Raw genomic sequence first — 14,027 nt, 5'->3', positions numbered from 1 at the left:
GCGGCTCCCCCCTTGTTCGCGCCCCCTGCCTTTAGGGCAGGACTTCCAGTATACCACCCCCGGCGATGGGGGGGTAGACCTCGAGGGGGCCCTCCACTTCCTCGTGGGGCTCCACCATCCTTCCACCCACCGCCAGAAGCCAGGCCTCCTCCAGGGGAATGCCCAGCTTCTCCAGGGCTTCCTTGGGCGTCTTGGCCTCCACCTCGAGGACTTCTCCAAACCGCCTAAGGTCCCCGTGAAGGACCAACTTCATCAGTATCCCTCCAAAACCACGTTCCTAAGGGGCTCACCCCGGAGGTATCGCCCCACCTGCTCCGCCAAAAACCGGGCCGCCCGGCGGTGGAAACCCTGGGAAAGCCCAGCCACATGCGGGGTGATGAGGACTCCAGGAGCCTGCCAAAGAGGATGGTCGGAAGGCAGAGGCTCAGGGTCAGTGACATCCAAGGCCGCCCGAACCTTTCCCTCCCGTAGCGCCTCGAGGAGGGCTTCTGTGTCCACCACTGGCCCCCGGCCAGCATTCACCAAAAGGGCTCCCGGCTTCATCCAGGAAAGAAAATCCCGGTCCACCAGCCCCCGGGTTTCGGGGGTAAGGGGAAGCAGAACCACCACGGCATCCGCCTGGGGCAGAAGATGCGGGAGGTCCTGGGGAGTGTAGACCCCAGGGCGGGCGTGGCGGGCCACGGGGAGGAGTTCCACCCCAAAGGGCCTAAGCCTTTCCGCCACCGCCCGGCCAATGGCCCCGTAGCCCAGGAGGAGGATGGCCTTGCCCTCCAGGTCCTGAAGCCGCTTGGGGGCCCAGCGCCCTTCCCTCTGCGCCTCCAGGAAGCCCGGCAGGTCCTTGAGGAGGGCGAGGAGGGCCATCGCCACCCACTCCGCCACGGGGACGTCGTGGATGCCCGAGCCGTCGCAGAGCACCACGCCTTCGGGGACCATGGGGAGGACCCAGTCCACCCCGGCGGAAAGGGTCTGGACCACCTTGACCTCCACCTCCGCCAACACCTTCCGCACCAAGGCCTCCTGGCCAAAGGGGGGGATAAAGAAGTCCGCCGCCTCCGGCCAAGCCTCGTCCAGAAAGCGCACCTCCACCCCCTCGGGCAGGAGGGCGAAGACCTCTTCCCTAAGCCTCGGGGCCAAAATCCTCACGGCGCACCTCCATGTACACGTCCTCCTTGCCTTGGGGCCCGGGACCTAAGCCCACCTCGCGGAAGCCCGCCTTCTGAAAAGCCCGCCGGGCCCGGAGGTTGTGGGCATAGGTGCGGAGCTTCACCCGCCTAAGGCCCAGGACGTCAAAGGCGTAGGCCAAGGCCGCCCGCACCGCCTCCGTGCCGTAGCCTTGGCCCCAGCGCTCCTTTTTGCCGATGAGGATGCCCAAGGTGGCCTCTTCCGGGGTGAGGTCGTAAAGCTCCAGGGTACCCAGGTACTCCCCCTTCTCGTCCAGGATGGCGAAGGCCAGGCGGTCCTTCCGCCGCATCTCCGCCTGGACAAAGCGCTTGAAGAGCCAAAAGGGGGTGCGCAAGGGGCTAGAGCCGTTCCACTCCGCCACCTCGGGGTCGCGGAAGGTCTCGTAGAGGCCCTTCCACTCTGCCTCGGTGAGCCCCGCGCCAAAGGGCTTCAGGGTCACGCGGCCATAGCGGGGCCAGTCCACAAGGGATAGCCTAGCGCATTAGGGGTAAAGCCCCCGTAGGGCCCGGGCCTCGAGGACCCTCGTGGCGGCCACCACGTAGGCGGCGGTGCGCAAGGGGATCCGCTTCTCCTGGCTCACCTGCCACACCGCCTCAAAGGCGCTCCGTAGGACCCTTTCCAGCCTTTGGTTAATCTCCTCCTCCGTCCAGAAGTAGGAGTTGAAGTCCTGCACCCACTCAAAGTAGCTCACCGTGACCCCCCCGGCGTTGGCGATCACGTCCGGCACCACCAGGACGCCCTTTTCCTGCAGGATGTCGTCCGCGGCGGGGGTGGTGGGGCCGTTGGCCCCCTCGGCGACGATCTTGGCCTGGATGCGCCAGGCGTTGTGCTCGGTGATCTGCTTCTCCAAGGCGGCGGGGATGAGGAAGTCCGTGGGCACCGCCCAGAACTCCGGGTTGGGCAGGGGCTCCGCCTTGGGGTAGCCCCGCACCCCCCCGTACTCCCCCACGTGGCGGAGGAGGTCGTAAGGGTCAATCCCCGCCTCGTTGTAGATGGTCCCCGTGTGGTCCTGCACGGCGATGATCCGGGCCCCGTGGTCATGGAAGATGCGGGCGGCGGCGTTCCCCACGTTGCCAAAGCCCTGCAACGTAACCCGGCTCCCTTCAATGGCAAGCCCAATCTTTTCCGCCGCCGCCGCCGCGGTGACGAAAACCCCCCGGCCCGTGGCGTCCCGCCGCCCCAAGGAGCCCCCTAGGGCGATGGGCTTCCCCGTCACCACCCCGGGCACGGTGCGGCCCACGTTCATGGAGAAGGTGTCCATCATCCAGGCCATCTCCCGCTCCCCGGTGTTCACGTCGGGGGCCGGGATGTCCCGGTCCGGGCCCAGGAGGATGCCGATTTCCGAGGTGTAGCGGCGGGTAAGGCGCTCTAACTCGTGGGGGGAAAGCTTCTTGGGGTCCACCCGGATACCCCCTTTGCCCCCGCCGTAGGGCAGGCCCACGGCGGCGTTCTTGATGGTCATCCAGGCCGCCAAGGCCATGACCTCGGAGAGGGTAACCTCGGGGTGGTAGCGCACCCCGCCCTTGGCGGGACCGCGGGCGGTGTTGTGGTGAACGCGGTAACCCTCAAAGTGGGCCACGGTGCCGTCGTCCAGGTGGATGGGCACGTCCACGATCAGGACCCGCTTGGGCCGCTTGAGGCTTTCCGCCAAGGGGGCGTAGCGCCCCAGGTAGGGGACCACCCGGTCCACCTGCTCGGTAAAAATCTCCCAAGGACCGCCGTCTTTGCCTAGGTAGGAAAGGGGTTCGCTCTTCATACGCCGCCTCTTTAGGGATACACGCCGCGAAGCCGCGTGGCCTCGTTCACCCGCTCCAGGGCGAGGGCCATGGCCCCCGTGCGCAAATCCGCGCCCAAGGCCTCGGCCTTGGCGCACACCTCGCCCACGGCCTTGGCCACGCTCTTGGCAAAGCTCGCCTGCACTTCCTCCGCCGTCCAGAAGAACATGTTCAGGTCCTGCACCCACTCCAGGTAGCTGGCCAAAAGCCCCCCGCCCCCGGTGAGGAGGTCGGGCACCACCAAAACCCCCTTGCCCAGGAGGTAGGCCTCAGCCTCCGGAGTAAGGCCAAAGTTGGCCGCTTCCAGGACCACCTGGGCCCTTACCCCCTTGGCCCCTTCCCCGTCCAAGGCCCCTTCCAAAGCGGCCAGGACCAGGTAGTCCACGGGAAGGGCCAGGAGCTCCTTGGGGTCAAGGTTGTACTCGGGGAGCTCCCCCGTGGCCTCGTGGTGAGCCAGGAGCTCGGCCACGGGAAGCCCCTCCTCCCGGTAAAGGGCCCCCCGGCTCGTGGAAACCGCCACCACCCTCAGGCCCAAACGCTCGGCGTGGAGGGCGAAGCTCCCCCCCACCTGGCCGAAGCCCTGGACCGCCACCTTGGCCCCCTTTAGGGGTAAGCCCCGCCTCTTGGCGAGCTCCGCCAAGACCAGGGCCACCCCAAGCCCGGCGGCGTCGTCCCGCCCCTCGGTGCCCCCCAAGGCGTGGGGTTTCCCCGTCACCACCCCGGGCACGGTGGAGCCCACGGTCATGGAGTAGGTGTCCATGATCCAGGCCATCACCTGTTGGTCGGTGCCCACGTCGGGCCCCAGGATGTCCATGTCCGGGCCGATGAGGGTGACGAGCTCGGCGGTGTAGCGGCGCACCAGGCGCTCAAGCTCCCTCGGGGAGAGGAGCTTGGGGTCCACCGCCACCCCTCCCGCCGCCCCGCCAAAGGGCAGGTCGTAGACCGCCGCCTTCAGGGTCATCCAGGCGGCCAGGCCGGCGGTCTGGCCCAGGGTCACCTTGGGGTGGAGGCGCACCCCTCCTTTGGCGGGCCCCCGGGCGATGTCGTGCACCACCCGGTAGCCCTGGAACACCCGCACCTTGCCGTCATCCATTACCACAGGCAGGGAAACCGTGACGAGCCGCTTGGGGTGGGCCAGGTACTCCACCGTGGTGGGGTGGATGGCCGCCACCTTTAAGGTCTTTTCTAGCCGCTCCAAAAAAGCCTCCCAGAGGCCGGGGTCCTCGGGAGGGCGGTATGCGGGCAGGCTCATAGCATCACCTGGGGGGATTATACCCCGCCCCTTTAGGACTAAATGCCCCTTAGGAAAGCCGCTTGGCCTCCTTGAGGGCCAGGGCTTTCAGGGCCTCCTTGTAGGGGCTATCCGGCAAGGGAAGGAGGGCCCTGGCCGCCGCCTCGGCCCGCTGGCGAATCCTTTCTTCCACTTCCTTGGCCACCCCGCTCTCTTGGGCCAAGGCCCTGAGCCGCTCCAGGTCCCCCGCTTCGCGCCCCTTGCGCCTTAAGATCTCCCGCACCTCAGGGAAGCGCTCCATGAGGAGAAGGGTGATGAGGGTGGCCTTCCCCTCCCGCACGTCCCCCCCCACGGGCTTACCCAATGTCTCCGGGGTACCCATGAGGTCCAGGTAGTCGTCCCGCATCTGGAAAGCCTGGCCATAGAGGAGGCCGAAGCGGCGGAGGGCCTCCCGCACCTCCTCCGCCTCGCCCTTCAAAAGGGCCGGCCCCTCGGTGCAAAGGGCCATGAGGACGGCGGTCTTGGCGGTGATGATCCGCTCGTAGTTCTCCAGGGAGTAGTCCTCCAGGGCCGCCACCTGGAACTGGAGCACCTCCCCTTCGGACAACGTCTTGGCCACCTCGGCGAAGCGCTCCACCAGCTCCATGCGCCCCGTTTTGGCGATGACGAAGAGGAGCCTTGAAAGGAGGAAGTCCCCGGAAAGCACGGAGACGGCGTTGCCGTACTTGCGGAAGGCGGCCTCCTTGCCCCGGCGGGTCTCGGCGTCGTCAATGAGGTCGTCGTGGAGGAGGGTGGCGGAGTGGAGGAGCTCCACGGCCAGGGCGAGCTCCAGGTCATAAGGCGCCCCGCCCAAGGCCCCCGAGGCCAAAAAGACGAGCCGGGGGCGGATGCGCTTGCCCCCAGCGGTCACCAGGTCCTGGTGGATGAGGCGGATGAAGAGGACTTCGGACCGAACCAGCTCGGACAGGGCTTCCTCAAAGCGCAGGAGAGGGGCCTCGAGGGCCTCGTGGACCGTCACGCCCCCCAGTATAGCCCCAACCGCCCAACCCCTCCGTACTACCCCTTCAGTAGAGCTCTATCGGGGCCGGCAAGGGCACCACCTTGGACTGCCCGTTGGCGGAAACCGTGCGGTACTTTACCGCTTGCACCGGCAGAAGGGGAGTGGAAGCCTTTTTCTGGTAGGTGCGCACATAAGGACCGCAAGGATCCGCGCTGGAGGGCAGGCAAGCCTGGGGGATGAGGAAGGGGGCATCCAAGGGGTTATCCGAGGCGTCCAGGAGGATCACGCTCCCTACCCCGGAGCCCGGCGGCGCGTAGAGAAAGATATCGTAACGCTAGGTGTAGGTGGTCACCCCATCATCTCCTCTCGCCACTTAGGGTTTAGTATAGAGAAGGTCAGCCGGGAAAGCCCCGCTAGGAAGTCCACGTTCTCCACCGCCACCTCCTTGGGCACCTCGAGGACAGCGGGGGCAAAGTTGAGGATGCCCTTGATGCCGGCCGCCACCAGGCGGTCGGCCGCCTCCTGGGCCGCCTCCCGGGGCACGGTGAGGAGGGCGATCTCTATGCGCCCAGGCACCCGCTCGGGGAGCCGGTCTATGTGCTCCACCACCCCCTTGCCCACAGGCCGCCCCACCTTCTCGGGGTCCACGTCAAAAAAGCCCCTAAGCTCAAAGCTCTCCCCGAAGCCCGGATAGTCGGCGAGAGCGCTTCCCAAGCGGCCCATGCCCACGATGCAAAGCCCCCAGCGGCGGTTCAAGCCCAGGATGTGCCGCAGTTCCCGCTTGAGCACCGGAACCGTATACCCCACGCCCCGGGTGCCGTAGGAGCCGAAATAGGAGAGGTCCTTGCGCACCTGGAAGGCCGTCACCTGGGCGAGTTCGGCCAGTTGCTCCGAGCTCGTGCGGTGAACCCCCTTGGCCTCCAGCTCCTCCAGGATGCGCAGGTACGTGACCAAGCGGATTATGGCGGCGCTCGGAACCTTCATCGCACCTCCAAGGCCATCAGGCCCAAGGCCTCCACCTTCGCCTTCAAGGCCTCCTTCTCCCCTTCCGCCACCGGGCCCACCCGCACCCGGTACATCCCGTCCTTCACCAGGACCACCGGTAGCCCCATCTCCTTAAGCTTGCCCGCCAGGGCCAAGGCGTTTTCCTCCTTTTGGAAGGCCCCCACCTGGAGGTAAACCTGGCCTTCAGCGGGGGGAAGCGCCCCCTGGCCCCGGTAGACCCGCGCCCCGTAGGCGGCCAAGGCCTGGGCCACCCGGGAAGCCTCTCCCTCCGTGGCGTAGGGCCCCACCACCACCCGGGTAAGGCTCCCCGCGGCCTCGAGGCGGGCCGGGTACCCCCTGGCCTCCAGCTCCCGCTTGAGCCTTAGGGCGTTCTCCGGGTTGGCAAAGGCCCCCACCACCACCCGGTAAACCCCCGTGGGGCTAGGCGCCGGCGAAGCCGCCCTAGCCCTTTCTTCCCCGCTCAGTCTCTCTTCGGTAGCTCTTTCCTCTGCCGGAGCCTCGGGCGCCTTGGGGAGGGGGATCACGGTGACCACGGGCTCAGGAGAGGCAGAGGAAGGCGGGGGGGAAGAAGGCGGGGCGGGGGTAGGCGCCACCGCAGGCGCCGGGGCGGGAGGTGCGGCCACCCCTGGGGAAGCGGGGCGGGCAAAGGGGTTAATGCCCGTAAGGTAAAGGACAATCCCCGCCGCCACCAGGGCGATGAGGAGAAAGATGAAAAGGTCTAGCCAGTTTTCCCTAAGCCAGCGCATCCTACCTCCGCAGAAGGGCCTGGGCCTCCTTCGACCCAAGGCTTGCCGCCTGGCGCAAGGCCCTCTCCGCCTCGCCCTCCCGCCCCAGGCCCTTCAGGGCAAGGCCCAGGTTGTACCAGGCGGCAGCCTGCCTGGGGGCGCGTTGGAGCACCTCCCTAAGGAGGAGCTCCGCCTCCCCCAGGCGGCCCAAGGCGATGAGCCCCGCCGCCAGGTTCACCCCCACCTCCGGGTTGCGCGAGGCCTCGTAAAGGGGCCGGAGGAGGGCCACCGCCTCCTCGGCCCGGCCCGCCTCCAAAAGGAGCGCCCCCCTAAGGGTCTGGGCCTCTGGGGAGGCCAGCCCCTCCAAAAGCCCTAAGGCCTCCGCCTTCCGCCCCAAGGCCACCGCCGCCTGGGCCTTGAGGAAAGCCCCGGGAGGGCCCGCTTCCTCGGCGTAGCGGTAGGCGTTCTGCGCATTCCCCAAACGCAGGTGGGCCGCAGCCAGGGCCAGGGCCACCTCGGGCTCGGGGCTTACCCGGTAGGCCGCCTGGAGAAAGCCCAAAGCCCCCCGGGCATCCCCCGCCTCCAGGCGCCTTTGCCCAAGAAGGTACGCCGCCTGCCAGAGGCCAGGGTCCAACGCGTAGGCTTCCCGCAAAAGGGGCTCGGGGTTTGGGGAAAGAAGGGCTTGGCGCAGGAGGAGTTTGGCCCGATCCTTGCCCGAAACCGCCTTAAGGGCCCGGTCCAGCTCCCTTAGGGCCCTTTCCTTAAGCCCTTCCTCCGCCAGGATGCGGGCGAGGAGGTCCCAGGCTTCAGCCAGGCCAGGCTCCCGGTTCACGAGCCCATAGAGCACGGGCACCGCCTCCGCCCTGGCCCCGGCGGCGTAGAGGGCCTGGGCCAGGGCCAGGCGGTAAGCGGACGAGCGCTCGGGGGTGAGGCCCCGCCTGAGGGCCTCCGCCGCCTCCCTGGCCTGTCCCGCCTGGCTCAGGGCTCCGGCGAGGCCCAGATACGCCTCCTCCGTGGGGTTGAGCTCCACCGCCTTGGAAAAGGCCTCCGCCGCCTCCTTGGGCTTGCCCAGGCGCAGGTAGACCTGGCCCAGGTTGAAGTGCCCTTCGTAGCGGTCGGGGAAAACCTGGGTCATCTGGGAAAAGGCGAAGCGGGCCTCCTCCAGCCGCCCCGCCTTGGCGAGGGCCACGCCTAAGCCCAGGTGGGCCTCGAGGCGGCCATAGTCCTGGGCCAGGATCTCCTCGTAGGCCAAAACCGCCCGGGCGTAATCCCCCGCTTTCAAAAGGCTCTCCGCCTCCTCCAAGGAAGGCCCTGCCCACGCCAGGCCCAACCCCAGGAGGAGGGACAGGACTTTGGGAATGTGTCTCTTCATAGGGGCCTCCAAACCCGTCTTTGCCCTTAGCATAGCACACGCCCAAGCAAAGGGGCGCAAGGCTTTGCTATCCTTAGGGCGTGGACGCCCCCACCTCGAGGCCCTTGGACCTGGATGCCCCCAAGGTCCTGGTGCTCAACGCCGCCTACGAGGTCTTGGGCCTGGCCAGCATCAAGCGGAGCGTGCTCCTCGTCCTCTCCGGGGGAGCGGAGATGGTTTCGGAAAGCGGGCGCTACCTCCACACCCCCTCCACCCGCATCCCCGTACCCAGCGTGATCCGCCTGAAGCGCATGGTGCGCCGGGGCCATGGCCGCACCCCGCTAAACCGCCGCAACATCCTCAGGCGGGACCGCTACACCTGCCAGTACTGCGGCCGCCAGGGGAGCGACCTCACCGTGGACCACGTGGTGCCCAAAAGCCGGGGGGGGCAACGCACCTGGGAAAACCTGGTGGCCGCCTGCCGGAGCTGCAACCTCAAGAAAGGGGACCGCACCCCGGAGGAGGCGGGCATGCGCCTCCTGAAACCCCCCCGGGCGCCCAAGGCGCCCCTTTTTTTGGCCGAGATGCGCGAGATCCCCGAGGACTGGCAGCCCTACCTGGAGGCCTTCTTGAGGTAGCGGGCCCCTAACCCCGGCACCTCCGCCTGTCCCTGGAAGGTTTCCCCCGTGAGGAGGTCGCGCCAGGTCCCCTGGGGCAAGGGCAAGGAGGCGGAAGCGGCCTGGTTGTTGAAGGCGAGAAGCACCCTTTCCTCCCCCTCCCCCCGGAAGAAGGAAAGGAGGCCTCCTTCCGCCAGATAGGTGGCGAACAAGCTTCCCCTTAGGGCGGGCTCTTGCGCCTTGAGGCGGTAAAGCCCTTGGAGGTAGGCGCGAAAGCCCGCATCGCACGAGCCCCAGGGGATGGGGTGGCGCTGGAGGTCCAAAGGCTCCTTCTCCCCCAAAAGCCCGCACTCCTCCCCCTGCCACACCACCGGCACCCCGGGCAAGGCGAAGAGGAGGGCCCAGGCTAGGCGGGCCTTGGCGGCATTCCCTCCCAGGTCGGAAAGGAGGCGGGAGGTGTCGTGGGAGCTGATGAGGTTAAAGCCCATGGCGGCGGTCGCCTCCGGGTAAAGGGCGTAGGTTTCCGCCAGGAGGCTAAGCGCCCTAGGCCCGCCGAAAAGGGCCGGGTGAAGGCCTTGCGCATAGCGCAGGACGATGTCCCGGCCGATGGCGTAGTTCATCAGGCTGTCAAAGGCCTCCGCCCCTACCCAGTCCGGCGCTCGGCGCCAGATCTCCCCCACCAGGTAGGCCTCAGGGTTGATGGCCCGCAGGCGGCCTTTCAGGTCCCGGAAAAAGCCCTTGGCCTCGAGGAGGTCCTCGGGTACGTCCACCCGCACCCCGTCAAAGCCAAAGCGCACCCAGTGCTCCGCCACCCCAAGGAGGTAGGCCCGGACCTGGGGATTGCCGGTGTTCAGCTTGGGGAGGCTCCCCACACCCCACCAGGCCTCGTAGGCGGAGGCGTCCCCCGGGGCAAAGGGGTAGCGGCGCACGAAGTACCAGTTCCAGTAAGGGGAGGCGGGGCACCGCTTCACCACGTCCTGAAAGGCGAAGAACCCTAACCCCGTGTGGTTGGGCACGAAGTCAAAGAGGACCCGGATCCCCAGGGCGTGGGCCCGGTCCAAAACCTGGCGCAGCCAGGCCTCGTCCCCCAGGCGGGGGGCCACCTGGAAGTAGTCGTGGGTGTCGTACCCGTGGGCGCTCCCCGAGCGGAAAAGGGGGTTGAGGTAAAGAAGCCCCACCCCCAGGTCCGCCAGGTAGGGGAGCCGCTCCCAAAGGCCCTTTAGGTCCCCCCCGTAGTACTGGTGGCAGCAGTGCAGGGGGCTTGGTGGGTCCTGCCAGGCGGAAAGGTGGGGCAAGGGCCCACCCCTTTGGGACCAGACCTGGTTGTAGCGGTACTCGTCGTCCTCTAGGGCCAGGGCATTGTTGTTGGGGTCGCCATTTTGGAAGCGGTCGGGAAACACCTGGTAGCCTCCCCGCTCCCCCACCCAGGCCAGGGCGGCGAAGGGGCGCTGGGGCGGGCGGAAGGGGCCCAAGACCTTCTCCCCCGCCTTCCCCCGCACCCGGAGGGCATAGGGTGTGGCCTCCGGGACGAGCCCCCGCCAGACCTCCTTACCCCCATACACCAGTTGGCGCGCCATGGGGAAGGTCCGCTCCCCCTGGAGCACCCATGCCTCCCGCACCTCCTCCGCCGGGGCTTGGAAGCGGACGGAATACCCCTCGGGCAGGCGGGAAAACTGGGCGGGGTCTTGGGGATCGTGGGCCTGGGCCAGGGCCAGGCCCAGGAGGAGCGCCAAGGCTTGGAAACGCTTCATGGCGAAGAGTTTACCGCCGCACCGTGAGGAGGACCGCCCCAAGGACCAAAAGCGCCCCCAGGTAGCCCAATGGGGAAAGGACCTCACCAAAAAGGAGAAAGGCGAAAAGGTTCGCCACCACGGGCTCGAGGGTGGCCACCACGCTGGCCCGGGTGGCGGGGAGGCGCTTGAGCCCAGCGTAGTAGGCCAGGTAAGCCCCATAGGTGGAAAAGCTTCCCAAAAAGAGGAGGGCGAGAAGGGCCTTGGGGCTTAGGGAGACGAAGTCCACGAAGGGCAGAAGCCCCAAGGCCCCCACGGGCAGGGCGTACAGGAAAAGGGTGGGGGTGGCGTAGCGGGGTAGGTAGAGCTTGCCGAAGATGTAGTAAAGGGCGTAGGTGAAGCCGGAAAGGAGGCCGAAGAAAAGGGCTAAAGGCCCTGCCCGCACCTCGCTCCCCCCACCCAGGCCCATGAGCCCCACCCCGAGGAGGGTGAGGGCCACGGCGAAGCCCCCGGTCCGGTCCAGGGGCTCCCTGAGCACCCAGACGGAGAGCAGGGCTACCCAGGCGGGGGCGGTGTAGAGGAGGACGGAGGCCAGGGCCGCCCCCCCATACCCCACCGCAAGCTGGTAGGACCCATAGAAGAGGGAAACGCCCACCAGGCCAAAAAGGAGCAGAATAGGAAGGTCCCGCCTCGCCACCCCTACCTGCCCCAGAAGCCTGGCGTGGAGGGCGAAGAAGGCCCAGGCGATGACGGCGCGGTAGAAGGCCACCAGCAAAGGGGGAAGCCCCTCCTGGAAGGCCAGGCGGCTCACCGGGCCGATGAGGCCCCACAAGAAAGCGGCGAGGAGCAAAAAGAGGTAGCCCATGGCAAGGGAGTATAATCCCCCAGGTGCTTTATGGAGGTCTTATGAGCGCACGTACCCTCTTCGCCCTCCTTTTCCTCCTCCTCCTCGCCCTCTTCGCCTGGCTCAACTGGGGGGAGATCACCCGGACCGTCCCCTTGTCCTTAGGCCTCACCCGGGTGGAAGCCCCCTTGGGCCTCGTCTTGGTGGTGGCGTTGGGGGTAGTCTCCCTTCTCTACCTCCTCTTCACCATCGGCCTGGAAACCGCTGCGCTTTTGGAGGTGCGCCGCTATGCCCGGGAGCTCCTCCACTACAAGAAGCTCGCCGAAGACGCCGAGCAGAGCCGCTACACCGAGCTTCGGCGCTACCTCGAGGCGGAGTTCGCCCGCCTGGCGGAGGCGGAAAGGGAGGAAATACGGGCCCTCGAGGCCCGCATCGCCGAAACCCTGGAGAAGCACGGGAACACCCTGGCTGCTTACATAGGGGAGCTAGAGGATCAGCTTTTGCGGCTTCTCTCCGCCAAGGGGGAAGAGAAAGCTTAGGGGGCGCGGCCGCCCCCCATGGGCTCCTTCCCCTTACTCCACCAGCTCCACCAGGGCCAAGGGCGCCCCGTCCCCCCGGCGGCGCTCCGCCAGCTTCAGAACCCGGGTATACCCCCCGGGGCGGTTTTGGTACTTGGGGGCGATCTCGTCAAAGAGCTTACGCACCAGCTTCACGTCCTGCAGATCCCGAAGCACGAGCCTACGGGCGTGCAGGTCCCCCCGCTTGGCCAGGTGGATCAGGTGGTCCACGAAGCCGGTAATCTCCTTGGCCTTGGGCAGGGTGGTGGTGATGCGGCCATGGGTCAGGAGGCTTTTCGCCTGGTTGCGGTAAAGGGCCAGGCGGTGGGAAGAGTGGCGGTTTAGCTTCCTTCCAGACTTCAGGTGGCGCATGGTCTCACTCCTTCAAGGCGAAGCCCCGCTTGGCCAGGGCCTCGCGGATCTCCTCCAGGCTCCTCTCCCCAATGCCGGGGATATTGCGAAGGTCCTTGAGGTTGAGGGCCAAAAGGGCCCGCACGGACTCAATCCCCTCCTCCTTGAGGCTGTGCAAAACCCGGGTGGAAAGCCCAAGCTCCTCTAGGGGCAGGTCCAGGTCCTCCTCCCTCTCCACCCGCTCCGGGGCAGGCTCGGGGGTGGGCAAGGCGGTGGCCTGGGGGTTGGTGAAGTAGGAGAGGTGCTCTTTGAGGATCTCCACCGCCTGGTTCAAGGCCTCCAAGGGGGTCACGGAGCCGTCGGTCCAGATGCGCAGGGTGAGCTTGTCCAAATCCGTGCGCTGGCCCAAGCGGGTGTCCTCCACCTGGAAGGCCACGCGGCGCACGGGGGAAAAGATAGCGTCCACGGGAATGGCGTTGATGCGGTCCTTGATGCCGTGGCGCTCGGCGGGAACATACCCCACCCCGCGGTCCACCCGGACCTCCATGTAGAGCTTCCCGCCCGCCTCGAGGGTGGCGATGGGAAGGTCGGGGTTCAGGATCTCCACGTCGCTGGAGGGGGTGAAGTCCCGGGCGGTGACCACCTTGGGGCCCTCGGCCCTAAGGACGAGGGTGGTGGTCTGCATCTTGGGGTCCAGGAAGCGGACCACCAGCTCCTTCAGATTCAGGACAATCTCCACCACGTCCTCCTTAACCCCGGGGATGGTGGAGAACTCGTGCAGGACGTCCTCAATGTAGACGCTGGTGACCGCGGTCCCGGGAATGGAGGAAAGGAGGATGCGCCGCAAGGGGTTGCCCAAGGTGACGCCAAACCCCCGCTCCAGGGGCTCCAGGACGAACTCCCCGTACTCCCGCCCCTGGGTGCGCACCGTGAAGACCGGGGCTTTCAGCTTGCTCTCTAACATAGGCCTCCTCTAAAGGGGCAATGGGGGCCTGTACAGGACAGGCCCCGGTTTCTCACCTGGAGTAGAACTCAATCACCAGCTGCTCGTTCACGGGCAGGGCCAGGTCCTCCCGGTCGGGGAGCCTGAGGAACTTGCCCTTCATGTTCTCCACGTCCAGGGAGAGCCAGGGCCCCACCTTGCGGCCCTTCATGGCCTCGAGGTTCTCCCGGATGAAGGCCAGGTTCTTGCTCCCCTCGGCGATGGCGATCTCGTCCCCCGGCTTCACCCGGTAGGCAGGGAGGTCCACCCGGCGCCCGTTCACGGTGATGTGGCCGTGGCGCACCATCTGCCGGGCCTGGCGGCGGCTTGCGGCAAAGCCCAGACGGTAGACCACGTTGTCCAGCCGGGACTCCAGGAGCCCCAGGAAGACCGTACCCGTCACCCCCTTCTTGCGGCTCGCCTCCTCAAAGAGGTTGCGGAACTGGGTCTCGGAGATCCCGTAGATGCGGCGGAGCTTCTGCTTCTCCCTAAGGCGCACCGCGTAGTCGGAAGGGCGGCGGGCCCGCTTCTGCCCGTGCTGGCCCGGGGGGTAGGGCCGGCGCTCCATGGCGCACTTGGGGCTGTAGCACCGCTCCCCCTTGAGGTACAGCTTGACTCCTTCCCGGCGGCAAAGACGGCAAACTGGTCCAATGTAACGACCCATCTTCTCTCACTCC

17 protein-coding genes are annotated in these 14,027 nt (G+C 67.2%); 2 read left to right on the top strand and 15 right to left on the bottom strand.

Translation table 11 applies throughout. From position 1 onward, the window contains the following. Window positions 1-31: 31 nt before the first annotated feature. The 10 genes from A0O31_RS07290 to A0O31_RS07245 all read right to left on the bottom strand — a co-directional run bounded on the left by A0O31_RS07290 (window position 32) and on the right by A0O31_RS07245 (window position 8,290). A complete protein-coding gene (locus A0O31_RS07290; RefSeq protein WP_071677281.1) occupies window positions 32-253 on the bottom strand; it encodes a hypothetical protein in 222 nt (73 codons plus the stop codon). Beyond that, window positions 253-1,143 (bottom strand): 2-hydroxyacid dehydrogenase, encoded by an 891-nt coding sequence (locus tag A0O31_RS07285; protein WP_071677280.1) that lies wholly within the window; start codon window positions 1,141-1,143, stop codon window positions 253-255. The genes A0O31_RS07290 and A0O31_RS07285 overlap by 1 nt, the downstream gene beginning before the upstream one ends. Then, window positions 1,118-1,645 carry a GNAT family N-acetyltransferase gene (locus A0O31_RS07280; RefSeq protein ID WP_071677279.1) on the bottom strand — a complete coding sequence of 176 codons (528 nt, stop codon included), beginning with the start codon at window positions 1,643-1,645 and terminating at the stop codon, window positions 1,118-1,120. The genes A0O31_RS07285 and A0O31_RS07280 overlap by 26 nt, the downstream gene beginning before the upstream one ends. An 18-nt stretch (window positions 1,646-1,663) precedes the next feature. Beyond that, on the bottom strand, window positions 1,664-2,938 hold the full coding sequence (locus A0O31_RS07275) for a Glu/Leu/Phe/Val family dehydrogenase (RefSeq protein ID WP_071677278.1): 1,275 nt from the start codon (window positions 2,936-2,938) through the stop codon (window positions 1,664-1,666). A gap of 11 nt (window positions 2,939-2,949) precedes the next feature. Beyond that, window positions 2,950-4,209, bottom strand: coding sequence for a Glu/Leu/Phe/Val family dehydrogenase (locus A0O31_RS07270; protein ID WP_071677277.1), 1,260 nt, complete (start codon window positions 4,207-4,209; stop codon window positions 2,950-2,952). A gap of 49 nt (window positions 4,210-4,258) precedes the next feature. Then, complete coding sequence (locus A0O31_RS07265; protein ID WP_071677276.1) at window positions 4,259-5,206, bottom strand: polyprenyl synthetase family protein; 948 nt, start codon at window positions 5,204-5,206, stop codon at window positions 4,259-4,261. A 46-nt stretch (window positions 5,207-5,252) separates the two neighbouring features. Continuing rightward, entirely contained in the window at window positions 5,253-5,474 is a 222-nt protein-coding gene (locus tag A0O31_RS07260) for a hypothetical protein (protein WP_237258979.1), read from the bottom strand. A 62-nt stretch (window positions 5,475-5,536) separates the two neighbouring features. Further along, window positions 5,537-6,172, bottom strand: a complete 636-nt coding sequence (locus A0O31_RS07255) for a redox-sensing transcriptional repressor Rex (protein WP_071677275.1) — start codon at window positions 6,170-6,172, stop codon at window positions 5,537-5,539. Then, window positions 6,169-6,939, bottom strand: a complete 771-nt coding sequence (locus A0O31_RS07250; RefSeq protein ID WP_071677274.1) for an SPOR domain-containing protein — start codon at window positions 6,937-6,939, stop codon at window positions 6,169-6,171. The genes A0O31_RS07255 and A0O31_RS07250 overlap by 4 nt, the downstream gene beginning before the upstream one ends. A 1-nt stretch (window position 6,940) precedes the next feature. Next, a complete protein-coding gene (locus tag A0O31_RS07245; RefSeq protein ID WP_071677273.1) occupies window positions 6,941-8,290 on the bottom strand; it encodes a tetratricopeptide repeat protein in 1,350 nt (449 codons plus the stop codon). 104 nt (window positions 8,291-8,394) lie between these two features. Between A0O31_RS07245 and A0O31_RS07240 the strand changes: the two genes are divergently transcribed. Beyond that, the gene (locus A0O31_RS07240; protein WP_071677944.1) at window positions 8,395-8,907 is read left to right on the top strand and encodes an HNH endonuclease; all 513 of its coding nucleotides are present in this window, start codon (window positions 8,395-8,397) and stop codon (window positions 8,905-8,907) included. Here the strand turns inward: A0O31_RS07240 and A0O31_RS07235 are convergent. Both A0O31_RS07235 and A0O31_RS07230 read right to left on the bottom strand, forming a co-directional pair. After that, complete coding sequence (locus A0O31_RS07235) at window positions 8,883-10,637, bottom strand: glycoside hydrolase family 13 protein (protein WP_071677272.1); 1,755 nt, start codon at window positions 10,635-10,637, stop codon at window positions 8,883-8,885. The two genes, A0O31_RS07240 and A0O31_RS07235, sit on opposite strands and share 25 nt — an antisense overlap. Before the next feature lie 10 nt (window positions 10,638-10,647). Beyond that, complete coding sequence (locus A0O31_RS07230) at window positions 10,648-11,481, bottom strand: DMT family transporter (RefSeq protein WP_071677271.1); 834 nt, start codon at window positions 11,479-11,481, stop codon at window positions 10,648-10,650. 41 nt (window positions 11,482-11,522) lie between these two features. On the opposite strand from A0O31_RS07230, the gene A0O31_RS07225 reads away from it, so the two are divergent. Continuing rightward, window positions 11,523-11,999, top strand: a complete 477-nt coding sequence (locus A0O31_RS07225) for a DNA cytosine methyltransferase (protein WP_071677270.1) — start codon at window positions 11,523-11,525, stop codon at window positions 11,997-11,999. 33 nt (window positions 12,000-12,032) lie between these two features. Here the strand turns inward: A0O31_RS07225 and rplQ are convergent, their stop codons facing one another. Genes rplQ through rpsD form a run of 3 tightly spaced genes read right to left on the bottom strand, consistent with a single transcriptional unit; the run spans window position 12,033 to window position 14,014 of the window. Further along, on the bottom strand, window positions 12,033-12,389 hold the full coding sequence (gene rplQ / locus A0O31_RS07220; protein ID WP_071677269.1) for a 50S ribosomal protein L17: 357 nt from the start codon (window positions 12,387-12,389) through the stop codon (window positions 12,033-12,035). A gap of 4 nt (window positions 12,390-12,393) precedes the next feature. Beyond that, the gene (locus tag A0O31_RS07215) at window positions 12,394-13,332 is read right to left on the bottom strand and encodes a DNA-directed RNA polymerase subunit alpha (protein WP_071677268.1); all 939 of its coding nucleotides are present in this window, start codon (window positions 13,330-13,332) and stop codon (window positions 12,394-12,396) included. Between the two features lie 52 nt (window positions 13,333-13,384). After that, a complete protein-coding gene (gene rpsD, locus A0O31_RS07210) occupies window positions 13,385-14,014 on the bottom strand; it encodes a 30S ribosomal protein S4 (RefSeq protein ID WP_071677267.1) in 630 nt (209 codons plus the stop codon). Window positions 14,015-14,027: the final 13 nt, after the last annotated feature.

Source organism: Thermus brockianus (assembly GCF_001880325.1).
In the GTDB taxonomy this organism is placed as follows: domain Bacteria; phylum Deinococcota; class Deinococci; order Deinococcales; family Thermaceae; genus Thermus; species Thermus brockianus.
This window is presented reverse-complemented; position numbering and strand designations above follow the sequence as displayed.